Origin of the sequence: Saccharopolyspora thermophila, from assembly GCF_014646075.1 — a bacterium.
In the GTDB taxonomy this organism is placed as follows: domain Bacteria; phylum Actinomycetota; class Actinomycetes; order Mycobacteriales; family Pseudonocardiaceae; genus Saccharopolyspora; species Saccharopolyspora thermophila.
The window spans coordinates 118,175-142,310 of sequence record NZ_BMMT01000004.1; the positions used below are offsets into that span (position 1 = coordinate 118,175).

Annotated in this window: 19 protein-coding genes and 1 tRNA gene; 14 read left to right on the forward strand and 6 right to left on the reverse strand. The window is 69.2% G+C overall.

All coding sequences use genetic code 11. The features are described from left to right. Window positions 1-163: 163 nt before the first annotated feature. The 5 genes from IEY17_RS08320 to IEY17_RS08340 all read left to right on the forward strand — a co-directional run bounded on the left by IEY17_RS08320 (window position 164) and on the right by IEY17_RS08340 (window position 5,295). Window positions 164-1,549, forward strand: coding sequence for a glycine--tRNA ligase (locus tag IEY17_RS08320; protein WP_188986870.1), 1,386 nt, complete (start codon window positions 164-166; stop codon window positions 1,547-1,549). Window positions 1,550-1,637: 88 nt separating this feature from the next. After that, window positions 1,638-2,279, forward strand: a complete 642-nt coding sequence (locus IEY17_RS08325; RefSeq protein WP_229679943.1) for a YdcF family protein — start codon at window positions 1,638-1,640, stop codon at window positions 2,277-2,279. A gap of 91 nt (window positions 2,280-2,370) precedes the next feature. Further along, window positions 2,371-3,654 carry a deoxyguanosinetriphosphate triphosphohydrolase gene (locus IEY17_RS08330; protein WP_188986732.1) on the forward strand — a complete coding sequence of 428 codons (1,284 nt, stop codon included), beginning with the start codon at window positions 2,371-2,373 and terminating at the stop codon, window positions 3,652-3,654. Window positions 3,655-3,829: 175 nt separating this feature from the next. After that, window positions 3,830-4,015 carry a hypothetical protein gene (locus IEY17_RS08335; RefSeq protein ID WP_188986733.1) on the forward strand — a complete coding sequence of 62 codons (186 nt, stop codon included), beginning with the start codon at window positions 3,830-3,832 and terminating at the stop codon, window positions 4,013-4,015. A 179-nt stretch (window positions 4,016-4,194) separates the two neighbouring features. Continuing rightward, window positions 4,195-5,295: a serpin family protein gene (locus IEY17_RS08340; RefSeq protein ID WP_188986734.1), complete on the forward strand. Its 1,101-nt coding sequence runs from the start codon at window positions 4,195-4,197 to the stop codon at window positions 5,293-5,295. A gap of 12 nt (window positions 5,296-5,307) precedes the next feature. Here IEY17_RS08340 and IEY17_RS08345 read toward each other — a convergent pair whose 3' ends face one another. Next, window positions 5,308-6,201 carry a sigma-70 family RNA polymerase sigma factor gene (locus tag IEY17_RS08345; RefSeq protein ID WP_188986735.1) on the reverse strand — a complete coding sequence of 298 codons (894 nt, stop codon included), beginning with the start codon at window positions 6,199-6,201 and terminating at the stop codon, window positions 5,308-5,310. A 68-nt stretch (window positions 6,202-6,269) separates the two neighbouring features. Between IEY17_RS08345 and dnaG the strand changes: the two genes are divergently transcribed. From dnaG to IEY17_RS08365, 4 genes are all read left to right on the forward strand, one after another. Then, entirely contained in the window at window positions 6,270-8,159 is a 1,890-nt protein-coding gene (gene dnaG, locus IEY17_RS08350) for a DNA primase (protein ID WP_188986736.1), read from the forward strand. Further along, entirely contained in the window at window positions 8,156-8,695 is a 540-nt protein-coding gene (locus IEY17_RS08355; protein WP_188986737.1) for a hypothetical protein, read from the forward strand. The genes dnaG and IEY17_RS08355 overlap by 4 nt, the downstream gene beginning before the upstream one ends. A 61-nt stretch (window positions 8,696-8,756) precedes the next feature. Then, the gene (locus IEY17_RS08360; RefSeq protein ID WP_188986738.1) at window positions 8,757-9,515 is read left to right on the forward strand and encodes a trans-aconitate 2-methyltransferase; all 759 of its coding nucleotides are present in this window, start codon (window positions 8,757-8,759) and stop codon (window positions 9,513-9,515) included. Window positions 9,516-9,626: 111 nt separating this feature from the next. Beyond that, a tRNA-Asn gene (locus IEY17_RS08365) sits at window positions 9,627-9,699 on the forward strand. A 156-nt stretch (window positions 9,700-9,855) separates the two neighbouring features. On the opposite strand, the gene IEY17_RS08370 is transcribed toward IEY17_RS08365, so the two are convergent. Further along, window positions 9,856-11,823: a hypothetical protein gene (locus tag IEY17_RS08370; protein WP_229679944.1), complete on the reverse strand. Its 1,968-nt coding sequence runs from the start codon at window positions 11,821-11,823 to the stop codon at window positions 9,856-9,858. 579 nt (window positions 11,824-12,402) lie between these two features. On the opposite strand from IEY17_RS08370, the gene IEY17_RS08375 reads away from it, so the two are divergent. Continuing rightward, window positions 12,403-12,825 (forward strand): hypothetical protein, encoded by a 423-nt coding sequence (locus IEY17_RS08375; RefSeq protein WP_188986740.1) that lies wholly within the window; start codon window positions 12,403-12,405, stop codon window positions 12,823-12,825. A 51-nt stretch (window positions 12,826-12,876) separates the two neighbouring features. After that, on the forward strand, window positions 12,877-13,515 hold the full coding sequence (locus IEY17_RS08380; RefSeq protein WP_188986741.1) for a hypothetical protein: 639 nt from the start codon (window positions 12,877-12,879) through the stop codon (window positions 13,513-13,515). 495 nt (window positions 13,516-14,010) lie between these two features. Here the strand turns inward: IEY17_RS08380 and IEY17_RS08385 are convergent, their stop codons facing one another. Beyond that, entirely contained in the window at window positions 14,011-15,639 is a 1,629-nt protein-coding gene (locus IEY17_RS08385) for a sensor histidine kinase (RefSeq protein ID WP_229679945.1), read from the reverse strand. Window positions 15,640-15,881: 242 nt separating this feature from the next. Between IEY17_RS08385 and IEY17_RS08390 the strand changes: the two genes are divergently transcribed. Beyond that, complete coding sequence (locus IEY17_RS08390) at window positions 15,882-16,868, forward strand: Acg family FMN-binding oxidoreductase (protein WP_229679946.1); 987 nt, start codon at window positions 15,882-15,884, stop codon at window positions 16,866-16,868. 19 nt (window positions 16,869-16,887) lie between these two features. Here IEY17_RS08390 and IEY17_RS08395 read toward each other — a convergent pair whose 3' ends face one another. Together IEY17_RS08395 and ctaD are read right to left on the reverse strand one after the other, a co-directional pair. After that, window positions 16,888-17,565, reverse strand: coding sequence for a response regulator (locus tag IEY17_RS08395; RefSeq protein WP_308423960.1), 678 nt, complete (start codon window positions 17,563-17,565; stop codon window positions 16,888-16,890). A 253-nt stretch (window positions 17,566-17,818) separates the two neighbouring features. After that, complete coding sequence (ctaD, locus tag IEY17_RS08400) at window positions 17,819-19,543, reverse strand: aa3-type cytochrome oxidase subunit I (protein WP_188986742.1); 1,725 nt, start codon at window positions 19,541-19,543, stop codon at window positions 17,819-17,821. Between the two features lie 294 nt (window positions 19,544-19,837). On the opposite strand from ctaD, the gene IEY17_RS08405 reads away from it, so the two are divergent. Both IEY17_RS08405 and IEY17_RS08410 read left to right on the forward strand, forming a co-directional pair. Continuing rightward, window positions 19,838-22,345 (forward strand): multicopper oxidase domain-containing protein, encoded by a 2,508-nt coding sequence (locus tag IEY17_RS08405; protein WP_188986743.1) that lies wholly within the window; start codon window positions 19,838-19,840, stop codon window positions 22,343-22,345. Further along, the gene (locus IEY17_RS08410; protein ID WP_188986744.1) at window positions 22,342-22,782 is read left to right on the forward strand and encodes a CopD family protein; all 441 of its coding nucleotides are present in this window, start codon (window positions 22,342-22,344) and stop codon (window positions 22,780-22,782) included. The genes IEY17_RS08405 and IEY17_RS08410 overlap by 4 nt, the downstream gene beginning before the upstream one ends. A gap of 180 nt (window positions 22,783-22,962) precedes the next feature. Here IEY17_RS08410 and IEY17_RS08415 read toward each other — a convergent pair whose 3' ends face one another. Beyond that, a complete protein-coding gene (locus IEY17_RS08415; protein WP_308423961.1) occupies window positions 22,963-24,108 on the reverse strand; it encodes a globin domain-containing protein in 1,146 nt (381 codons plus the stop codon). Window positions 24,109-24,136 lie beyond the last annotated feature (28 nt).

Consider the following 24,136-nt stretch of genomic DNA (forward strand, 5'->3'; position numbering starts at 1 on the left):
CCTACGGGTAGCGGTGGCGGGGTTCGTCACATCGACACCGCGGGCACCACCACCCGACGGTGCGCGGCCCGGGCGACCACGGTGGTCACCGGGCTCGGTACGCTGGGAAACTCCAGCCCGACCAGCTGGTCCCACGTATCCAGTGATGATTTCCGGAGTGAACGTGCCCGCCGACCAGATCGACACGATCGTCAATCTCTGCAAGCGCCGCGGTTTCGTCTACCCGTCCGGCGAGATCTACGGCGGTACCCGGTCGGCCTGGGACTACGGACCGCTCGGCGTCGAGCTCAAGGACAACATCAAGCGCCAGTGGTGGAAGGCCATGGTGCAGGGCCGCGAGGACGTCGTCGGCCTGGACTCGTCGGTGATCCTGCCCCGGCAGGTCTGGGAGGCATCCGGGCACGTCTCCGCCTTCCACGACCCGCTGGTGGAGTGCACCTCCTGCCACCACCGGTTTCGCGCCGACCAGCTCGCCGAGGAGTACGCCGAGCGCACCGGCAAGGAGGTCGCCGAGGACGACCTGTCCGACGTCCCGTGCCCGAACTGCGGTACCCGCGGCCAGTTCACCGAGCCGCGCGAGTTCAACATGATGCTCAAAACCTTCCTCGGCCCGGTGGAGAGCGAGGAGGGGATGCACTACCTGCGGCCGGAGACCGCGCAGGGCATCTTCGTCAACTTCGCCAACGTGATGACCACGGCGCGCAAGAAGCCGCCGTTCGGCATCGGCCAGATCGGCAAGTCGTTCCGCAACGAGATCACGCCCGGCAACTTCATCTTCCGGACCCGTGAGTTCGAGCAGATGGAGATGGAGTTCTTCGTCGAGCCCGGCGAGGACGAGCAGTGGCACCAGTACTGGATCGACGAGCGCATGAAGTGGTACGTCGACCTGGGCATCAGCCGCGACAACCTGCGGGAGTACGAGCACCCGAAGGAGAAGCTGTCGCACTACTCCAAGCGCACGGTCGACATCGAGTACCGGTTCCGCTTCGGCGGCCAGGAGTGGGGTGAGCTGGAGGGCATCGCCAACCGCACCGACTTCGACCTGACCACGCACTCCAACCACTCGGGCGTCGACCTGTCGTACTTCGACCAGGCCAGCAACTCCCGGTACCGGCCGTACGTGATCGAGCCGGCGGCGGGCGTGGGGCGGCCGATGATGGCGTTCTTGATCGACGCCTACCACGAGGACGAGGCGCCCAACGCCAAGGGCGGCGTGGACAAGCGCACGGTGCTGCGGCTGGACCGCCGGTTGGCCCCGGTGAAGGTGGCCGTGCTGCCGCTGTCGCGCAACGCCGAACTGTCGCCGAAGGCCCGTGACATCGCCGCGCAGCTGCGCCGGAACTGGAACGTCGACTTCGACGACGCCGGCGCGATCGGGCGCCGCTACCGGCGGCAGGACGAGATCGGCACCCCGTTCTGCGTGACGGTCGACTTCGACTCGCTGTCCGACCACGCGGTGACCGTCCGCGAGCGCGACAGCATGGCGCAGGAGAGGGTGGCCATGGACAAGCTGGAGGAGTACCTGGCGGTCCGCCTCGTCGGCTGCTGAGGCACCTCGACATCGCACCCGGGTCCGTCGTCCGCGCGAGTGGGCGGCGGACCTGATCTCGTTCCGAGGCGTCTGCGAGGATGCGAACGTGAGTCTTCATCAAGCCCGTCGCGTCCGGGTGCTGGGACGCGCGCTGATCGGTTCGCTGCTGGTGGCCCTGCTGGTGGTGGGCGGCACCGCGTTCCGCGTGTGGCAGGTGGCCCGCGCCGACGACCGCCGACCAGTGGACATCGCCGTGGTGCTCGGCGCCGCGCAGTACCACGGCAAGCCCTCGGACGTGCTGGAAGCGCGGCTCATGCATGCGCTGGAGCTCTACGAGGAGGGCTACACCCGGTACATCGTCACCGTCGGTGGCCGCAGGGCCGGTGACACCTACACCGAGGCGGAGGCGGGCAAGAACTGGCTGACCCGCAACGGGGTGCCTGACGACAACGTCGTCGACGTCGACGTTGGCAACGACACGCTGAGCAGCATGCAGGCCGTCGCGCAGCTGGCGCGCGAGCGCGGCTGGCGGACCGCGCTCATCGTCAGCGACCCCTGGCACTCGCTGCGGGCGCGGACGATGGCCAACGACTTCGGCCTGGCGTCCTGGGCGTCACCGGTCCGGTCCGGTCCGGTCGTGCGGACCCGCGAAACCCAGTTCCGCTACATCGTCCGCGAGACCGGGGCCCTGCTGTACTACCGCCTCACGCACGCGTCCGCGGAGCTGTCCGGCGACGGCCTGGGCTAGAGACCGTTGACGGGCGCCACGGGGCTGCGGACCCCGGCTGCCCCCGCCGAGGTGAGGTGCCGCGTCGGGATGTGGCCGTAGTCTGGGCCCGATGACCTCGCGAAACGGTTACGACGCGCACGATGTCCGGCGGCTGCTGCCGGAGCCGCCGAAGACCGCGGTGCCCGCCGGGGCCCGGTCCGACGACCGGTCCCCGTTCGCCCGCGACCGCGCGCGGGTGCTGCACTCCGCGGCGCTGCGCCGGCTGGCGGGCAAGACGCAGGTGGTCGGTCCGGAGGAGGGCGACGTGCCGCGCACCCGGCTGACCCATTCGCTGGAGGTCGCGCAGATCGGCCGCGGTATCGCCACCGCGCTGGGCGCCGATCCCGATCTGGTCGACACGGCCGGGCTGGCGCACGACATCGGGCACCCGCCGTTCGGACACAACGGCGAGCGCGCGCTCGACGCCCTGGCCGACGGCTGCGGTGGTTTCGAGGGCAACGCCCAGACGCTGCGCATCCTCACCCGGTTGGAACCGAAGTCCGTCGAGTCGGGTGACGTCGGGCGCGGGTTGAACCTGACCCGGGCGTGCCTGGACGCGGCGACGAAGTACCCGTGGCCGAAGCGGCCCGGCGAGGCCAAGTTCGGCGTCTACCCGGACGACCTGCCGGTGTTCCGGTGGCTGCGTGAGGGCGCGCCGGAGGGCCGCCGGTGCCTGGAGGCGCAGATCATGGACTGGTCCGACGACGTGGCCTACTCGGTGCACGACGTGGAGGACGGCGTGCTGTCGGGCCGCATCTCGCTGCGGTCGCTGACCCACGGGGACGAGCGCGCCGAGATCGTGCGGATGGCGGCCGAGCACTTCTGGGGCGACGGCGGCGACCGGACGGAGCTGCTCGACCAGGCGGCCGCGGAGCTGGTGCGCTGGCCGGTGGTGGCGGCCGTGCTGGACTACGACGGGACCTTCCGCGCGCAGGTCGCCCTCAAGCGGCTGACCAGCGAGCTGGTCGGGCGGTTCGTGGCGGCGGCGGTGACCGGCACGCGGGAGCGGTTCGGCCCGGGTCCGCTGACCCGGTACCGGGCGGACCTGGTGGTCCCGGAGTCGGTGGTGGCCGAGGTGGCGGTGCTCAAGGCGGTTGCGCTGCGCTACGTGATGAGCGACCCGCAACGGCTGCGCAGGCAGGAGCGGCAGCGCGCCGCGCTGACCGAGCTCGTGGAGGCGTTGCTGGCGCGGGCACCGGAGTCGTTGGACCCGGCGATGGCGGCGGCCTGGCGGCGGGCGGCCGACGACGCGGCGCGGCTGCGGGTGGTGCTGGACCAGGTGGCGTCGCTGACCGATGCCCAGGCGGTGGCGTGGCATCGAAAGCATGTACGGAATGTGTTCGACCCGGTGTGACATTCATCCGAACGGGGAGAGTTGATCTGGGTTTTGCCGCCAAAATCCTTACTTAGTGTGTTGCTCGGTCCTCCCGAAGCCGACAGCACCAGACCCCGATCCCCGTTCGGTTGTCCGCGCGCAGCGACAACCCGCGGCCCGGCCCCCGAACCCGCCGGGCCGCTAGGAGACCCCGATGCGCAACCGGCACTACATCCAGAAACTCGTCGTCGGCGGCGAGCCGTACGTGAACACCGACAACCTGGCCGACTGGGTCACCGACCTGCGGTGGCAGGACCCGGCCGCCGAGCGGGCGGCCCGCTACATCGCCCAGGAACTCCGCCTGATGGGCCTCTCCGACATCGAGGAATCCCTCCGGTAGGAAGGCCCGCGTCCGCCCCGATCGGGACTGCGGGCCCTCACCTGGAGGGGTGAGGGGTGGTGAGCGCGTGACCGGGCCGCGGCCCGGTCACGCGCTCACGTCCCCACGGCCGCCGTCCGGCTGGCAGACTCGGGATCAGTCCGAGGCACCAACCGACGCGGGAACGGAGCCCAGCGGCCGTGAGCGAACACCACCTCGACTTCAGCCTCTCCCTGCACCGACGCGTCGCGCCGCCGGTGGACCGCTCGTTCTGCTGGTCGCCGTACTCGGTGGCCAGCGCCCTCGGCCTCGCCGCCGCGGCGACCGGCGGCGAGACCCGGCAGGAGCTGGTGACCGCACTGCGCGACGAGCCGGCCGGGCTGCTCAAGCTGCTCGGCGGCGCCACCGAGCTCGACACCAGGAGTCCGGCCCCCGAGCCACCGGTGCTGGCCGTCGCCAACACCCTGTGGGCCCACGAGGACCTGCCGGTCGACGACGCCTACCTCCGCACGCTGCGCGACTGGCCGGGCAGCGCGGTGCGCCACGCCCCGTTCCGCACCGACCCGGAGCGGTCCCGGCAGCTGATCAACGCCGACGTCGCGGAGACGACCCGCGACCTGATCCCCGAACTGCTGCCCACCGGCTCGGTCGACGCCGAGACGGTGGCTGCCCTGGTCAACGCCCTCTACCTGAAGGTGGCCTGGCGGGATGCCTTCGACCGCAAGGCCACCACGGCGCGCACCTTCCACGCCCCGACCGGGGACCGCGAAGTGCCGACGATGCACGTCACCCGCCGCCTCGGCTACGCCGCCGCGGAGGGCTGGCAGCTGGTGAGCCTGCCCGCCGTCGGCGGCGTCGAGGGCGTGGTGCTGCTCCCCGACGACGGCCTGGAGGCGGCGGAGCCGGAACTCGACGCCGCGCGCCTCGGCCGGCTGCTGGCCGCGGCCGAGCAGCAGCGGGTCGAGCTGTTCCTGCCGAGGTTCGACGCCACCGGCGACGCCGAGCTGAGCTCGCCGCTCGGCGCGCTCGGCGTGCGGCAGCTGTTCACCAGGGCCGCGGACTTCTCGCCGCTGACCGACCAGCCGCTGCGGGTGTCGACGATCGTGCACCAGTCGGTGTTGAAGGTCGACGAGGCCGGCCTCGAAGGGGCCGCGGCGACGGCGGTGATGATGCGGCTGACCGCGATCGTGCGGGAACCCGACCCGATCCGGGTCGAAATCGACCGGCCGTTTTTGTTCCTGGTACGCCACCCGGGCAGCGGCGCGCTGTACTTCCTCGCCCGCGTCACCGACCCGAGCTGAGTGGCGGCCGCCTCACCAGGTGAGGTGGCCGAGCTTGTCGGGGTTGGCGATGTCGAAGACCGCGGCCGTCCGACCGTCGCGAACAGCGATCGCCACCGCCCGCGGGCCGAGCCGGTCGGCTGGGGAACCGGGGAACAGCAGGCCGAGGTCGCCGTTGACCAGCACCGGCCGAGCCTGAGCCAGTAGCGTGTCGTCGTACTTCCGCAGGAGGCCGACGATGAAGCGGGCCACCTTGTCGACACCGGCGACCGGGCGTCGCGCGGTGCGGGTCCTGCCGCCGCCGTCGCCGTAGACCACGACGTCCGGGTGCAGCACGCGGGCGATCGCGCCGATGTCCCGGGACGCGACCGCGGTGAGGAACTCCTCCAGCACCCGCTGCTGCTCGGGCAGCGGGACACGCGGCGGCGGCTCGGCCTCGGCCATCGCCCGCCGCGCCCGCGAGGCGTGCTGGCGGGCCGTCGGCACGCTGCACCCGAGCACCTCGGCGATCTCGGCGAACGGCACGTCGAACCCGTCGTGCAGCACGAACGCCAGCCGCTGGTCCGGCGGCAGCTCGTGCAGCACCCGCAACGCCGCGATCCGCAGGTCGTCCTGGTCGGCGACGATCTCGCCGGGGTCCGAGTCCAGCGGTGTCACCAGCGGCTCCGGCAGCCAGGGGCCGACGTACTGCTCGCGCCGCGCCGCCGCCGACCGCATCCGGTCCAGGCACAACCGGCTGACCACGGTGGTCAGCCAGCTGCCGAGGTCGCGGATCTCGTCCCGGTCGGCCGCCACCAACCGGAACCAGGCGTCCTGGACGGCGTCCTCGGCGTCGGCGAGCCGCCCGGTGAGCCGGTAGCCGAGGCCGATCAACCGGCTGCGGTGCTGGTCGAACTCCGCGGCGAGCGCGGCGGTGCTGGCGGTCACGACGGTGATTGTGCCGCACCGGCATGCCACCCGGGCATTGACGATCACGGTGCCCCTAGACTGGACGCGTGGCAGGGAGGATCCGGGAGAGCGACATCGCCGAGGTGCGCGAACGCAACCGGATCGACGACGTGGTCGGTGAGTACGTCGCGCTGCGCAACGCCGGTGGTGGCGCACAGAAGGGCCTGTGCCCGTTCCACGACGAGAAGACCCCGTCGTTCAACGTGCGGCCCAGCCACGGCACCTTCCACTGCTTCGGTTGCGGCGAGGGCGGCGACGTCATCGCCTTCCTGATGAAGATCGAGCACATCGGCTTCGTCGAGGCCGTCGAGCAGCTGGCGGACCGGGTCGGCGTCCAGCTGCGGTACGAGGGCGGCACGCCGGGCCCGAAGCGCGACCGCGGCACCCGGGCGCGGATGGTGGAGGCGCACCGCATCGCGGCCGAGTTCTACGCCGAGCAGCTGCGTTCGCCCGAGGCGCTCAAGGCTCGGGAGTACCTGGCACAGCGGGGTTTCGACGAGGCGGCGGCCGCGCGGTTCGGCTGCGGGTTCGCCCCCGCGGGCTGGGACAAACTCACGAAGCTGCTGCTGTCCAAGGGGTTCGAACTCGACGAGTTGATCAGGTGCGGGTTGTCCAGGGAGGGGCGGCGCGGGCCGATCGACCGGTTCCACCGGCGGCTGCTGTGGCCGCTGAAGGACCTCAGCGGTGACGTGGTCGGCTTCGGGGCGCGACGCCTGTTCGACGACGACCCGATCGAGGCGAAGTACGTCAACACCGCGGCCACCCCGATCTTCAACAAGTCGCAGGTGCTGTTCGGTATCGACCTGGCCAAGCGGGAGATCGCCAAGCGCCGGCAGGCGGTGGTGGTCGAGGGCTACACCGACGTGATGGCCATGCACCTGGCCGGGGTGCCGACGGCGGTGGCGTCCTGCGGCACCGCGTTCGGCGACGACCACATCTCCGTGCTGCGCCGCCTGATGATGGACGACGACTCCTTCCGCGGCGAGGTCATCTTCACCTTCGACGGCGACGAGGCGGGGCAGAAGGCGGCACTCAAGGCGTTCGACGGCGAGCAGCAGTTCGCCGGGCAGACCTACGTGGCGATCACCCCGGACGGCATGGACCCGTGCGAGCTGCGCGAGGCCCGGGGCGATGCGGCGGTGCGCGACCTGGTGGCGCGGCGCCGACCGCTGTTCGAGTTCGCCATCCGCAGCCTGCTCACCGAGTACGACCTGGATTCCGTGGACGGCCGGGTGGCGGCGTTGAAGCGCACCGTGCCGCTGGTCGCCCAGATCAAGGACCCGGCGAGCCGGGACGGATACGCCGCGAAGCTCGCCTGGTGGGCGGGCTGGAACGACGAGAACCAGGTGGTGCGCCGGGTCCGCGAGAGCGCGGGCACGCCGGTGCGCCAGCGGCGTAGATCCCGCCCGAACGAGGCCCAGCAACCGCTGGGCATGGAGATGGACCTGCCGAAGCGCCCGCCACGCCACGATCCGCGCTGGCTGCAGCGGGAGGCGCTGAAGGCGGCCCTGCAGGTGCCGTCGCTGGCCGGGCCGCTGTATGACTCGCTGCCGGAGGAGGCGTTCACCGAACCCGTCTACGCCGAGCTGCACCGGGCGCTGCTGTCCGCGGGCGGCACGATGTCCGGTCTGGGCGGGGCGGCGCTGGTGGACGCGGTGTCGCAGCAGTGCGAGAGCCAGGTGGCGCGCAGCCTGCTCACCGAGCTTTCGGTGGAGCAGCTGGAGGTGCAGTCCGAAGAGGACCCCCGCTACGTGGCGGCGGTGATCGCCCGCCTGCAGGAGCGGCTGGTCAGCAGGCAGATCGCGGACATCAAGTCGCGGGTGCAGCGGATGTCGCCGCTGGAGGACCCCGAGGAGTACAACGCGCTGTTCGGTGACATGGTCGCGTTGGAGGGCTACCGGAAGGCGCTGCTGGAACAGGCGATGAGATCGCTGTGATCTCCTGGCTGCGGCGGCTGGTCGCGCGGCTGGGCGGCACGGGGGACGTGCCGCCGGACTTCCCCGGTGCCCTGGAACCGGACGAGCACGTCCTGGCGGTGGCCAGGACGTCCGAGGGAGCGCTGGTCGCCACCCACCTCGGCCTGTGGCTGGCCGAAGGGCGCCGCGTCGGCTGGCATCTGATCAGCAAGGCGACCTGGCAGGGCGGGGTCCTCACGGTGGTCGAGGCGGAGGAGACCGGCACGGCGGGCGGCGCGGTCCTGCTGCGCGACCGGCCGGGCGTCCGGTTGCCGCTGACCGAGCCCGGCCGCCTGCCCGACGTCGTGCACGAGCGCGTCACGCGCTCGATCCGGTCCCGCCACCACCGGGAACTGCCAGGCGGAGGAGCGTGGTTCGTGCAGCGCAGGGTGCCGGGGCGTGACGGCATCGTCCTGCAGGTGCGGCCCGATCGCGGCACGGACGAGCAGGTCGTCGCGGAGTTCGCGGCCACCGTGGTGGAGAAGCTGCGGCAGGCCAGGGGAACCGACCGCGGCTGAACGCTCGACGGCATCCCGCGCCACATATACAGTACAAGCGTACTGTTGAGGGAGGTGTGGCGTGTGGGACCCGCAGAAGTACCTGTCCTTCAGTGACCACCGCGACCGGCCGGCGCACGACCTGGTGGCCAGGATCGGCGCGAAGACCGCCCGCCGCGCAGTGGATCTGGGGTGCGGCGCGGGCAACCTGACGCCCCTGCTGTCGGCCCGCTGGCCCGAGGCCGCCATCGAAGCCATCGACGCCTCGCCGGAGATGGTGCGGGCGGCGCGTGACCGTGGCATCCCGGCGAGCCTGGCGGACGTCCGCGACTGGAAGCCGCAACCGGACACCGACGTGGTGCTGTGCAATGCGGTCCTGCAGTGGGTGCCGGAGCACGTCGACCTCCTGCGCAGCTGGCTGCCGCAGCTTCCGGCCGGAGCGTGGTTCGCCTTCCAGGTCCCGGGCAACTTCGAGTCGCCGTCCCACGTGGTGATCCGGGAACTCGCGTCGGCCCCGCGCTGGCGGGACCGGGTGAGCGGCGTCCTGCGCGCGGACGCGGTCCGGACGCCGCTGGGCTACGCGGACGCGCTGGCGGACCTCGGCGCGGAGGTCGACGCCTGGGAAACGACCTACCTCCACGCCCTCCACGGCGAGAACCCGGTGCTGGAATGGGTGACGGGCACGGCCCTGCGTCCGGTCCGGGCGGTTCTCGACGACGCCGACTGGCAACGGTTCCGAGCGGAACTGGCGCCGAGGCTGGCGGAGGCGTATCCGCCCCGCGAAGACGGGGTGACCTGGTTCCCGTTCCGCCGCGTCTTCGTCGTAGCACACCGCCGCTGAACTGCGGAAACGCAACGCGGATCAAGAACAGGGGGGTCCCGTGAACGCCCCGGAGCGCATACGCTAAAGTAGTCCACGTCAGCGCGACAGGGCTGACAGGGACAACAACATTCCTCCGTAGCTCAATTGGCAGAGCATTCGGCTGTTAACCGAAGGGTTGCTGGTTCGAGTCCAGCCGGAGGAGCAAAAGCCCCAGGCCAGATGGCCTGGGGTTCTTCTTTTGGGCCGGTTTCGGCCCCGAGGGTGCAGAATCGCGACGCCGCGCCGCTATCGTGAGCGCTTGCGTCCGTCTCGTTACCGGAACGTGTCAGGGGGCGGTGGCCGTTTCGGTTGTTGGCCGTCATCCGTCGGGCTCGCCGTCGTCATAGCGCTGTTCGATCTCGTCGTCGTCCTCGCCGTGCGGGTCGGCGATGCCGGGGATGAACGGCTCGTGGGGATACTCGAAGTCGATGACCTCGATCTGGTCGGCGATGTCCTCGGGCATTTCGTTGTCGGCCAGGATCACCTGGAAGGAACGTGTGATGCTTCCGCGTGCGCCGATCTGGTTGAGGAAGTTGCGGTAGATGCGGTGGGCCAGCGCGCGATCTTCGACGTTGTTGCCGACGTTCTTGCGTGGGGAATCGATGACCAGCAGCATCGGTAGATCACATGGCCCGTAGCTGATGGCGTAGGACATCAGCGCGACGCTGTAGGCTACGGCGACCGCGCACTTGACGCCACCTCCGAGATCGCGGAACGACTGGCCGTCCACCACCGGCAGATACGTGTTGGGGTCCAGCCGTGCTCGCCCGGCGTACCAGGGGAGTTTCTGTTCGCCGATGGCTTTGCGGAACTCCCCGTCCAGCGTCGCGAACAACTGATCTTTGTTGACCACGAGGGGATCGAACTCCTCACGGCGGGCGTGCAGCTCGTCCAACTCGTCCTGCAGCACCAGGATTTCGTCCTGCATGGCCCGGATCCGCTCATGCGGCTCCTGTAACCGGGGCAGCATCCCAAGTCGGGTCCGAATAGCCGCCAAATCAGCGGTGGCTTGGGCGATGGCGTCGGTGAACGGTGCCAGCGCCGCGGCTGAGCGTTGGTCCAGCTCCTGACGCAGCCGGGCCACCTCGGCCTGGGCCTGTTCGGCCTCGGTACGAGCCTGCTCGGCACGAGCCTCAGCCTCGGCCACGGCCTGGGAGGCGTTCTCGCGGGCCGCGCGGTGTTGGGCAGCGTCGGCCGGTTCGAGTGGGGCGAGCGGCTGGGTGCACAGGCCGCAGTGGTTCGGTTCGACCGGTCGCTTGGCGAGGTCGGCCGAGCAGGCCGGGCAGCGCTCAACCGACGCGGTCGCTTGGTGTTGGTCAGCGAGCTCGTGGTCGATCGCGGCGAGAGCCCGCCGGGCCCTGCGCACGTGGGCGCGGTGCTCGTCGACCCGCTTCTCAGCCGCGTCGGCTGCGGACCGTGCGGCGGCGAGTTGTCTGCGCAGGTCCTCACCGGCGGTGTCGGCTGCGCGAGCGTCGGCTCGAAGGCGCGTGAGCCGGGCGACGGCATCTGCCTCGCGGCGTGTGAGCGTCGCCACCTCGGACGCCAGGGCATCTGCGTTGGTGGCCTCGGAGTCGGCCAGGAACTCCTGGAAGCGCCGCACCTTGGTCCTGGCGGAGCGGATCTGCCCCTCGACGCGACGGATGTCGCCCTGCAGCTTCTCCGATTCCGGATTGGTCAACCCAAACAACAGCTCGAACAATGCCCGTCGCCGATCATCCTGGCCATCCGGGAAGAGGATGAACTGATCAAGCGAGTCCTGCGGCAGATACAGGTACCGCAGCAGATCGTCGAATCCGAGCTGCGAGGAAGCACTGCGGCCCAGCCGCACGGCGGCGAACCCACCACGCAGCCCGAGCAGCTCAAGCAGCCAGTCCGACAGGGTCTCCGGGTGGGTGGCGGTGGCCCGGACCGGTAGCCGTTGCAGCAACGTCCCAGCTTGGTCGCGTACTTCGACGAGGTTCTTGCGGCTGCCTTGAGCCCGGCGCAGGCGGACGACCTCGTCCCCGACAAGCGCGGTCAGCTCAATGGCGCGCACGTGACGGCGCATCGCCTTGCGGAACGGGACGTCCCGCCCCAGGCAGTACATGCACGAGTCAAGCAAAGAGCTTTTCCCAGTGTTGACGGGGCCAACGATTCCCAGTACTTGGGCATCCAGGTTTCGCTCATGCCAACCGGTGTCGGTCTCAATTGCGAGTTTGAGAAAGCGCAGCGTGACAGGCACACCATGATCAACGGCACAGTCGATCGAGCTGTTGATCGGCCGTTCGGGCGTCGAATGGTGCGACAAACTGATCAGATCGTCGCTGATGTCGAGGCGGAGTTGGCCGCGGTCGAGTCGGCCGAGCGTGGCGAGCTGTCTGGTCGTGCTCGGCAGGCCGTGCAGTTGACCCGAGCCGACGCCTCTCCGCTGCAGGTCGCCGCCGCCGACGTCATGCTCAACGAGGAGCCGTTGGGCAGGTTGCGTTGTTCAGCGAGGTCGATTCCACGGCAGCGTCGGTGGCTGCGGCGCATTGGCTGCAGGCCGCTGCCGACGTGGTCGCTGAGGTCGCCGACACCGATCCGACTTCCCAATTTGCCTGAACTTGGAAGTGACAAACCCCCAACATTAAGCAAACTTGGTGGTCGGTCTCGGCGATAGGGCTCCCAATTTTAGGCGAACTTGGTAGTCGGTCCGTGCGGTAGAGCTCCGTGGGGTGATGCCCGTGGTCGTGGTGAGTAGTTTTCCGCTGTCTGCGAGCTGATCAACTTCAGTACAGTCCGACGTATGAGATCAATTCGCATTACGGTCACTGCTTTGGTAGCCGCTGTATTCCCGTTGCTCGCCACTGCAGGCGCTTCGGCGGCACCCGGTGCAGGGGTGCAGCCTGTGGCCTCGGGCGCTGGAGTCAGGACACCCGGCCAGATCGCTGACTGCCTCGCCAATCCAGCGATTTCACCGGAACAGGAGGTCGACCGCACCACCGTGTTCCCCAAACCTGGCGTGCCGCAGCAGGACATCGTGCTCAAGTGCGGCAACGTCGAGGTCTTCGGTGCCCGCCACATCCACGCCGGTCACCCGATCAACAATCCGGTGACCTTCGGGGAGTGTTACTCCACCGCACTGGCAGCCGATGAAGCACCAACCCCTGGCTCCAGCCCGGACTCCTTGGAATGGGACTACCAGTACGGTCCCGGTTTGTCGGTGGTGGTTATCACGGACACGATCGATCGCGACGTCATCACCGCATACACGACCGGCCCGAACAGCGCCGACTGGGACGGCTGCGCGGCAGCGATCCCCGGCCCGTGATCACCTCCTGTGGCATACCCGGGTGTTCCGGGTATGCCACACTGATCCACGGTGAACGCATTCCAGTCACGACCAACCGCTGAGCAGATTTCCGCCTTACCAGGCGAGCTGCGCGTCCACGCTGTTGCGGTACCCCGCGACGACTCGATCGCCGAGATGGTGTCCTGGTTCCGCTCCGAGCGCACCAAGGGCGGCGCCGAGCTCGCCGGGTTCCACATCGCCGAGCACCCCGTGTTCGACTGGTTCGCCTCGCGCCGCCAGTTGAACGATCAGGCTCTGATGAGCGCGGTACTGACGCGTCCGGCCGTGCGTGAGTCTCTACCACAGTTCCACATCACCGACCCGCTGACCTACAACCCCCACACCGGTCGATCGCCACGCGGATGGAGCCAGGTGTGGCCGCTGCAACTCCCTGGGGAATGGGCGACCTACCTCGACGCCGGCGGCGTATACACCAGACCGGACGAGCTCGCGCCTGCCGACCGCAACGCCCGTAGCAGCGCCGCACTGAACACTGCCAGGCGCGCGTACACGGCCCTGGTCGGCGACCGCTACCACCCCGCCATCACCGTCTACCGCACATCAGACCCGTGGTGTGCCTGGTTCCCCGGCCTGCTCAACGGCACCTGGATCATCTACGACCTCGACCAGCGCCTGATGTGGCTGCTCGCCATCACCGACACCGACTGACCGTCAGATCGAATCGGGGTCTTGAAGGTTCAACTACTACGATAATGCGCAACACTGATCACGATTCCCAGAACGGAAGGGCGCGGGAAACCGGAATTCAGATCCGTGTGCGATGTCGGACAGGATTGCGGGGATGGTGCTGGCAAGGTCAACCCGGCCACCAGCTACACCGGCACCGGAAGCGACACCAGTTCGCCACGCACGTCGTCGGGTTCCGTCGACCCCACCGGGTCGGTGCCCCCGGCCGGGCAGTCGTCGACGAGTCCGACACCGCAGTCCCCGGCCCAGTCCAGTGCGGCGTGGGCAACCCCGCCCGCAGCCGGACCGACTCCCGCGCCGACGGTCGGAGCGCCAGCCCCAGGATCGGGCGCTGGCCCTTCACTTCCCCCAGGAGCCCGCGGCCGGCACCAACCCCAGTACCCGGTTGGATTTTCCACTGTGGACTGATAGTCAGACACGAAAGCTCCAGAGGTCCTGAGACCGGCACGCGGGACGTCAGGGCAGGGGGGCCGACCACAGCAACCGGGTGCCGCCACTCGCGACACTTTCCACCGTGCACTGCCCTCCGGCGTCGGCGGCTCGCTCGGCCATGTTCCTCAGGCCGCTGCGCTCGACCGAGTCCGGGATGCCGATGCCGTTGTCGGTGACGTCGATGACCAGGTCGTCGTCCAGAGTGACGGTGATCGACAACTCGGTCGCCTGTGCGTGGCGCACTGCATTGCTGACTGCTTCACGGACCACCGCCTCGGCATGTTCGGCGAGCGTCACGGGCACGTCGAGCGGCCCGGACATGCTCACCGTCGTGCTGATCGCGGTGTTGGCCGTCAGCTCGTTGATGACGGTCTGCAGCTTCGGGCGTAGCCGGACCGAGGGTGGCGTGTTGGTGTGCAGCTCGAAGATCGCCGTGCGGACGTCCTGGATCACCTCGTGCACCTGGTTGATGTGTTCGTCCAACCGGTCGGCAATGTCGGGGGACTTCGTCCGGCGGAGGGTGCTCTGCATGGCCAGGCCGGTCGCGTACAACCGCTGGATGACGTGGTCGTGGAGCTCACGGGCGATCCGGTCGCGGTCGGCCAGGACATCGAGTTCCCGCCGCGCGACCTGCCCCTCGGCCTGCCGCAGGGCCAGCGCGGCCTGGTCGGCGAACAAGGAGACGACCAGGAGCTGATGCTCGTCGAAGGCGAGTGCCCCGAGCGCACGCGCCGCCAGCAGTACGCCGGAGATCCTTTCCTCCGCGCGCAGCGGCACCGCGAGTGCGGGGCCGAACTGCACCCCGTGGCCCAGTTCGAGGCTGGGGACGTTGCGGGGGATCCGCTCGTGGAACACCTGGCCAACGGTGGAACGCGTGATCGGGATTCTTTGGCCGGTCAGGGCACAGGCTTCCAGGCCGGCGCACACGGTCACGACGAGCTCGGTGATCTCCGCGGGGTCCTCCTCAGGGTCCTCCGGCACTGCGATCACCGCGTAGTCCGCGTCGGTCAGCTCCAGGGCACGACCGGCGATCAGGTGCAGGGCATCAGTCGGGTCACTGCCTCCCAGGAGCTTCGCGGTCACCTCGCCGCTGGCCTCCAGCAACCGTTCCCGACGGCGGACCTCCTCGAACAGCCGCGCGTTGTCCACGGCGACGCTGGCGGCGCTGGCCAACGCCTGCACCACGGCCTCGTCGTCCTCGGTGAAACTTCCACCGCCGCGCTTGTCCGCCAGGTAGAGCCGTCCGAACACCTCGCCGCGTGCCCGGATCGGGACGCCCAGGAAGGTGCGCATCCGGGGGTGGTGTGGCGGAAAGCCCACCGACGCCGGGTGAGCCGTCAGATCGTCCAGACGCAGCACCTTGCCCCCGTCGATCACCGCACCCAGCAGTCCCAGACCGCTGGGCGGCGATCCGATGCGTTCTCGGGTGGCCTCGTCGATACCTTCGTACACGAACCGGCCGAGCCTGGCGTCCTGGCCAAGCACGCCGAGCGCGCCGTAGCGGGCGTCGACCAGGTTGACCGCGGCGTGCACGATCCGCCGCAGCGTCGCATCCAGCTCCAGCCCGGCCGAGACGGCGAGCATCGCCGCCATCAGCTCGTCCGAGCGATCCCGGATGTGTTCCGCCAGCTCGTGCCGTTCCTCGGCTCCCACGTGCAACTTCCTTACCAGCGCCTCGCCCACGTCCTACCGTCCATGGGCTACCCCCTTTTGAGGGTCCGCCTTGTCCGGTCTCCATCGTGGCATGCGCACGTCAACGCACTGACCAGGGCGCAGGTCGCCCAGGTCAGCTGGTGACGGCGGACCACGGGTTGGTGACGTTGGGCACTTTCCCGACCACGCCCGCGATCTGGAGAGTGAACGCAGGACGCGCGAGGACGAGGGAGGAACGTGTGGTGGACGCTCGCAGCGTTCGGGTGGGCAGTCTGACGGCTGACCAGGTCGAAACGGCCGTGCTCCAGGCTACGGCTGCCCCCTCGTTGCGCAACTGCCAGCCCTGGCTGGTGCGCAGCACGCCACACGGCATCGAGCTCCACGCGGATCGCACCCGGATGGCGCCGGTGGCCGACGGCGACTGCCGGGAGCTGATGCTCGCCTGCGGGGCGGCTCTGATGAACCTGCGACTGGCGATCGGGAGCTTCGGTCGCTACCCCGAGGTGCACACCTTCCCTGATCCGGCCCGGCCGGACCTGCTGGCGGTCGTACTCCCTGGGGGTCCACGCCCCGTGGCGCCGATCGACCGAGCGCTCGCGGCGGAGATCCCACGGCACCGCACGAACCGGCGTCCCTTCGCCCCCGTCCCCGTCCCGGCTCCGCTGCGCAGGGAGCTCCAGATGGCCGCCGAGACCGAGCGGGCATGGCTGGCCATCGTCGACCCGGCACGGTTGTCCGCGTTGCATGAGCTGGTGCGCGAGGCACACCGCAGGCAACTCGACGATGCGCGGTCCAGGGCCGAATGGACGCCCCGGACCGGCGGGGTGCCTGCCCAGTGCGGCGGGCCGCTGGCCGAACCGCAGGACGAGTGGGTCCTGCGGGACTGCAGCGGCGGTCGAGCGGCGCCCGGCGAGCACGTCGATCCGTTGATCGTTGTCCTCGGATCCTTCCAGGACGGGCCCGCTGCGCGTCTGCAAGCTGGGCAGGCCATGCAACGGGTCCTGTTGACCGCCACCGCCGCGGGGCTGTCGGCATCGTTGTTGTCCCAGGTCGTCGAGGTAGCGGCCACGCGTGAACAACTGCGGGCGCTCATCGGTGGCGGGCTGTGGCCGCAGACCGTCCTGCGGATCGGTTACGGCTTACCCGTACCCGCGACACCTCGTCGGGGCGTGGCGGACGTGGTCCTGGTGGACGAGTACGCATCCGCTCGCGGTGGCCGCACGGGATGACCCCGAAGGGCGGTGCCGATCATTCCGCGGTGCGTTGCAACTGGCCCTGCAGACGGGCAGCCAGCACCGCTGCCTGGGTGCGGTTCTTGCCCAGCTTGGTCAGCAGGCGGGACACGTAGTTCTTCACCGTCTTCTCGGACAGGAACATCCGGGCGGCGATCTCCCGGTTGGTCAGCCCTTCCCCGATGTGGCCGAGCAGGACACGCTCCTGCTCGGTGAGCCCAGCCAGCGGCTCCGGCTGATCAGCTTTGGCACGCAACCGCGCGAGCACCGCCGCGGTGGCCCGGCTGTCCAGCAGCGAGCCCCCTGAGCCGACCGTGCGGATCGCCGACAGGAGTTTCGCGCCCTTGATGTCCTTGAGCACGTGACCGGCGGCCCCGGACAGGATCGCATCCATCATGGCCTGCTCGTCGGCATAGGACGTCAACATCAGGCACTTCAGATCGGGGAGTTCGGCACGCAACTTCCGGCACAGCTCCACACCGCTGGCATCGGGGAGCCGGACGTCCAGCACAGCCACATCCGGCCGCAGGGCCGGGATGCGGACCAACGCCTCGGACGCCGAGCACGCCTGACCGATCACGCGTAGGTCGGGCTCTTCGTTGAGCATCTCAGCCACGCCGCGCAGCACGACCTCGTGGTCATCGACGAGGAAAACCGTGATGACGCGCGGCTCCTGGTCCACCTCCGTGTTCACGGGCCCAGGCTATGACCATGCACGACCGGTTTCACCGGGACCAAAGTCATGCCTGAACGGACCGAAGTCACCTCTGGGCGGGCAGTGGGTACGCCGATTGTCGGCGCCGCGACGGCTGGCGGTCCCGCCACGGTAACCATCCAGCCCCAGCGATCCCTCCTGCCACAGCGACAACTCCGGCAACCACCCCGCACGCGGCAACGGCGTGTTCGGCCGGATGGCAATGCCGAACACGCCGCCCTAGCCGCACCCGTCAGCGGCTCCGCTCGAGCGAGTCTGCGTGACGCAGCGTCTTGCCGGTCAAACTGACGTGGGCCTCCAGTCGGAGCCGTTCGCTCAGGTGGGGGTAGTGCAGGTCGAACGCCGGACGCTCGGAGCGGATCCGGGGCAGTTCGAGGAAGTTGTGCCGTGGCGGCGGGCAGGGCGTCGCCCACTCCAGCGAGTTGCCGAAGCCCCACGGGTCGTCGACCGTGACGACCTCGCCGTAGCGGTAGCTCTTGACGATGTTGTAGAGGAACGGCAGCAGCGAGGCGCCGAGGATGAACGCGCCCACCGTGGAGATCATGTTGAGCGTGGTGAAGCCATCGGACACCAGGTAGTCGGCGTAGCGGCGCGGCATGCCCTCGTTGCCCAGCCAGTGCTGGACGAGGAAGGTGCCGTGGAAGCCGATGAAGGTCAACCAGAAGTGCAGCTTGGCCAGGCGCTCGTCCAGCATGCGGCCGGTGATCTTGGGGAACCAGAAGTAGATGCCGGCGAAGGTGGCGAACACGATCGTGCCGTAGAGCACGTAGTGGAAGTGCGCGACCACGAAGTAGGTGTCCGAGACGTGGAAGTCGAGCGGTGGGGAGGCCAGCAGGACGCCGGTGAGACCACCGAAGAGGAAGGTGACCAGGAAGCCCACCGAGAACAGCATCGGCGACTCGAAGGTCAGCTGGCCCTTCCACATGGTGCCGATCCAGTTGAAGAACTTCACCCCGGTCGGCACCGCGACCAGGAACGTCGCGAAGGAGAAGAAGGGCAGCAGCACGGCTCCGGTGGCGTACATGTGGTGCGCCCACACCGTGACCGACAGCATCGCGATCGCCATGGTCGCCCAGACCAGGCCCTTGTACCCGAAGAGGGGCTTGCGCGAGAACACGGGGATGATCTCGGAAACGATCCCGAAGAACGGCAGTGCCAGGATGTAGACCTCGGGGTGGCCGAAGAACCAGAACAGGTGTTGCCACAGCACCACGCCCCCGTTGGCGGGGTCGAAGACATGCGCCCCGAGGTGCCGGTCGGCGAGCAGGCCGAGGCCCGCCGCCGTCAGGACCGGGAAGACCATCAACACCAGGATGCTGGTGATCAGGATGTTCCACGTGAAGATCGGCATCCGCCACATCGTCATCCCCGGCGCCCGCAGGCACACCACCGTCGTGATCATGTTGACCGCAGCCAGGATCGTCCCCAGGCCACCCACGGCCACACCGACGATCCACAGGTCGGCGCCGACACCCGGCGAGTGGACCGCGTCCGACAACGGGACGTAGGCGAACCAGCCGAAATCCGGAGCACCACCAGGGGTGACGAAACCGGACACCGTGATCAGGCCGCCGAAGAGGAACAGCCAGAAGGACAGAGCGTTCAACCGCGGGAAGGCGACATCCGGTGCACCGATCTGCAGGGGCAGCACGTAGTTGGCGAAGCCGAACACACTCGGTGTCGCGTACAGCAGCAGCATCACCGTGCCGTGCATGGTGAACAGCTGGTTGTACTGCTCCTGCGACAGGAACTGCAAGCCGGGTTGCGCCAGCTCTCCGCGCATGAGCATCGCCATGGCCCCGCCCAGCACGAAGAAGGCGAAGGTCGCGACCAGATACATGACACCCAGCTGCTTGTGGTCGGTCGTGCCCAGTGACCGCAGCAGGCTGGTTCCTTTGACGCGCCGGCGCTTCGGGGATGTGCTGGGGGCGATCGGCGTAGGGGCTGTCGCCGTCACGGTCTCTCCTCTTCCACTGTTCCGATGCAGGTCAGTCTTTGTGACAGCGGAACCGGCGGTGAAGAGTCCGGGGTACTCATGATTGGTGACGAAGGTCCTCCCCGAGGCGCCTCCTTTCGGCATCCGCATCGCGGAGTGAAATCGCCCGACACGTGCTCCCGAGTTGCTTCGGTCCCCACGAATGAGGACCTGGGGTCCTAGCCGACAGCGTTCTCGTCGAGCCATCGTGTCCCGGGCTGCCCCGACCAGTGTGCCCGGGTCAGCCGGCGCAAGGACTCGAAACCGAGGTGGAACATGGGCCGAGTGATCGGCGTGGAGGAGTTGGGCCGGTCCAGGCGGCGGTTCCGCGGACCGCTGCTGGCCTGGGGGAACGTGTTCGTCCTGGGGTGGCTCGGCATTGCGGCGCTACTGGTCGTCCTGCACGACGGACTGGGGCTGCCGTGGTGGCTGGCGCTGCACGCGTTGCTGCTCGGTGCCGTCACGAACGCCATCGTGATCTGGTCGGAGCATTTCGTGACGACGTGGTGCCGCGTGCCCGCCCCACCGGAACGCCGGGTGGCGGTGGGGTTGTCCGTGCTCAACCTCTCCGTGGTGCTGGTACTCGTGGGAGTCGTCGCCGACTGGCACTGGGTGTCGGGGACCGGAGCCGGCGGGGTGTCCGTCATCGCGATCGTCCACAGTGTCCACTTGCTACGGATCAGGCGCCGGGCGCTGGCCACGCGGTTCGGACACCTCACCGCCTACTACGCAGCTGCGTCGATGTCGTTGGCCGTCGGGGGAACGCTCGGCGGGAGCATGACCGCGGGCGGCATGGGGTGGTACGACCGGTTGTGGTCGGCGCATGTGCATCTCAACCTGCTCGGCTGGCTCGGCCTGTCGGTGCTCGGGACGTTGTTCGTGCTGCTCCCGACCACGCTGGGCATTCGGGTTCGGCAGGACATGGCCGTCTGGGGGCGCGGCATCTGGTGGCTGCTCGTGACGGGACTGGTCCTGGTGAGCGTGGGTTCCCTCCTGGCCACCACGTGGTTGCTCATCGCCGGACTGCTCAGCTATGGGGCCGGTGTCGCGGCGTTGCTGGTGTCATTGCGCACGGGGGTGCCCCGCCGAGCAGTTCGTCAACCGGCGCCGTGGTTCCTGGTGTGCGCCGTGGGGTGGTTGCTCGTCTCGCTCCTGGTGGAAACCGGTTGGCTGGTGCGCTCGCCGGACAGCCTGTCGCTGGTGATCGACCGGCTGTTGCCGGTATTGGCGGTGGGTTTCGGTGCCCAGGTCCTGGTTGGCGCGCTGACCCAGTTGCTTCCGGTCGTCCTCGGTCGTGGTCCGCTCGAGAGCCGTCGCGTCGCTGCGGTGTTGCACCGCGGCTGGCTGCTGCGGGTGATCGCCGCCAACGTGGGGATTCCGTTGCTCGCCTTCGACCTGCCCAGGCCGGTCTCGGTAGCCGGTTGGGGACTGGAGATCGCCAGCGTCGGTACGTTCGTCCTGCTGGCGCTGTCGGTGGCGGTCCCGGTCGCGCACCGCGGCGGGTTGCCCACCGTCGGTTCGGGAAGTGGCGCCGTGCCCGGGATCGCGGCGGGACTCGCGGTGACACTGGTCGCGGTGTTCTTCGCGGTGAGTGGGGGCGAGCAGCCCGAGGTGGCCGGCCCCGCCCGGACCGTGGACGTCGTGTTGGCCAACATGCGCATCGAGCCCGCCGTGGTCACCGTCGCGGAGGGCACCCATCTCGTGCTCCGGGTGACGAACCGGGACGCCATGGCACACGATCTGCGGTTGGCCAACGGGGCGGCGACCGAGCGGCTGGCGACCGGCGACACGCAACTGCTCGACGTCGGGGTGGTCCGCGGGCCCCTGGCGGGATGGTGCACGGTCGCCGGGCACCGCGCCGCCGGGATGACCATGGAAGTCCGCACCGCTGGGAGCAGCCACTCCGCTGGGCACGGCGTCGAGCGAACCCATCTGCCCAGCGCTGACTGGCGACCGAGGGACGCGACGGTGCCTCCGGCGAACGCGACAGCGGTGCACCGGATCGAACTGCACGTCACCGAGCAGCTACTGGAAGTAGCGCCGGGCAAGCGGGAGCGGCGGTGGACCTTCGGCGGCACGATGCCTGGTCCCACGCTGCGCGGGAAGGTCGGGGACCGGTTCGAGATCACCCTGGTCAACGACGGGAGCATGGGGCACAGCATCGACTTCCACGCCGGTTCGCTCGCGCCGGATGGGCCGATGCGCACGATCGAGCCCGGTCAGCGGCTGATGTACGCCTTCACCGCCGAGCGCGCCGGGGCGTGGCTCTACCACTGCTCCACGGCACCGATGTCGCTGCACCTGGCCAACGGGATGTACGGGGCTGTCATCATCGATCCGCCCGACCTGCCGCCGGCGGCACGGGAGTACCTGCTCGTCAGCGGGCAGTACTTCGACGGTGCCCCGGACAGCGACGCACTGCTGGACAAGATCCGGCAGGGCAGGCCGGACGGCTGGCTCTTCAACGGGATGCCGGGGCAGTACGACCACGCGCCGCTGACGGCCAAGGTCGGCGAGCGCGTTCGGTTCTGGATCATCAACGCCGGTCCATCGGATTCGGTGAGCTTCCACATCATCGGCGGCCAGTTCGACACCGTCTACAAGGAAGGTGCATGGCTGTTGCGCCCTGGGGCGAGCGGCGGGTCGCAGGCGTTGGACCTCGCACCCGCGCAGGGCGGTTTCGTCGAGTTGACCTTTCCCGAACCGGGTCGCTACCCGTTCGTCGACCACGACCTCCGCCATGCCGAGAACGGTGCGCACGGCTTCGTGGATGTGACGCGATGATCGATCTCTGGGTTGCCGTCCGCTTCCTGCACGTGCTGGGTGCCGCGCTGTGGGTCGGCGGGCAGATCACCATCAGCCTCGTCGCGCTGCCGGTCGTGCGCGCGGTGCTGGACCTCCACCACCGTGCCACCGTGTTGAGAGCCGTCGGCAGGCGGTTCGCCCGAATCACCATGGCCGTGTTCGTCCCGCTGCAGATCACCACCGGAGTGCTGCTGGCGTGGCAGGCCGGGGTGACCTGGCAGTCGCTGCTGGAGCCGGGCTACGGCCGTGTTCTGGTTGCGAAGCTCGCCCTGTTCGTGCTGGTCATGGTGGCCGCGTCGGGGCACGGCATGCTGCACCGCAGGGGTTCGCCGAGAATCGCCAAGGCGGCCTCAACGGCGGCCATCGTCGGCTCGCTCGGAGTCGTGTTCCTGGCCACGTGCCTGGTACAGGCGTAGTCAGGTCGATCCTCCACACAGGACTCGTCCGGTTCCGCTGGTTCACCGCCAGCCGGGCCACCCACGCCGCGAGGGCCTGGGCCGGTGTGATACCGGGGCCAGGCCCTCGCCACCTGGAGTCCATCATGGACACCCGCGGCCGCCCTGGGAGCCCCGCGGACTCCCAGGGCGGAAAACGGATCAGTTCGGCGCGGAGGTTTGTTCCTGAGCCAGCCAGAGGTCCGGGCCGAAGACCTCGTAGTGGATGTTCGACGCGGGCACACCGCGCTCCAGCAGCTGTGCGCGGATGGCTCGCATAAAGGGCAGGGGGCCGCAGATGTAGGCGGTGGCGTCCTTCGGGATGTCCAGCTCCTCGAGGTCGACCAGGCCGGTCCGCTCGGCGGGCCACGGCTCGTGCGGCTCCTCGTACCAGACGTGCACGGTGGCGTCGGGCAGCTTCTCGGCGAGCTGTTCCAGGTCGGCCCGGAAGGCGTGCGTGTGCTGGCTGCGGTCGGCATGCACGGCGATGACCCGGCGCGGCGAGGCCGTGGTCGCCAGGTGGCTGAGCATGCTGATCAGCGGCGTGCAGCCGATGCCCGCCGAAATCAGCAGTACCGGGTTGGCACCCTCGTCGAGGACGACATCGCCGAAGGGTGCGCTGACCCGCAGGACGTCTCCCTCGACGCAGTGCTCGTGCAGGTGGTCGGACACCTCGCCGTCGACTCGCTTGACGGTGATCGCCAGAGCGTTGGCCGAGGTGCCGGAGATGCTGTACTGGCGGATCTGGTGGGCGCCGTCGGGGAGCTCGACCTGGACCGAGACGTACTGGCCGGGGCGGAACGGCGGTAGTGGCGAGCCGTCGGCTGGTTCGAGCAGGAAGGTGACGGTGTTCTCGGCTTCCGGGTAGCGGCCCACGACGCGGTACTCGCGCCAGATGTTGCCGTCCGGAGCGTTGGCCTCGGCATAGAGCCGGGTCTCGATGGTGATCAGCGCGTCGGCCATCAGCCAGTAGACCTCGTCCCAGGCCGCGGCGACCTCCTCGGTGACCGCCTCACCCAGCACCTCGGCGATCGCGGCGAACAGGTGAGTGTGGACGATCTCGTACTGGTCCCTGGTCACGCCGAGCGAGGCGTGCTTGTGGGCGATCCGGTTGAGCATCGCTTCCGGCGGAACGTCGGGGTGCGTCACCAGCGACCGGGCGAACGCGACGATGGATCCGGCCAGCGCCTGCCGCTGTTCCCCGTTGGCCTGGTTGCCGCGGTTGAACAGGTCACGCAGTAACTCGGGGTGAGCGGTGAACATCTTGCCGTAGAACACCGCGGCGATCTCATCAATCGCGGCGCTCACGGCAGGTAGGGTCGCGCGGACAGTGTCG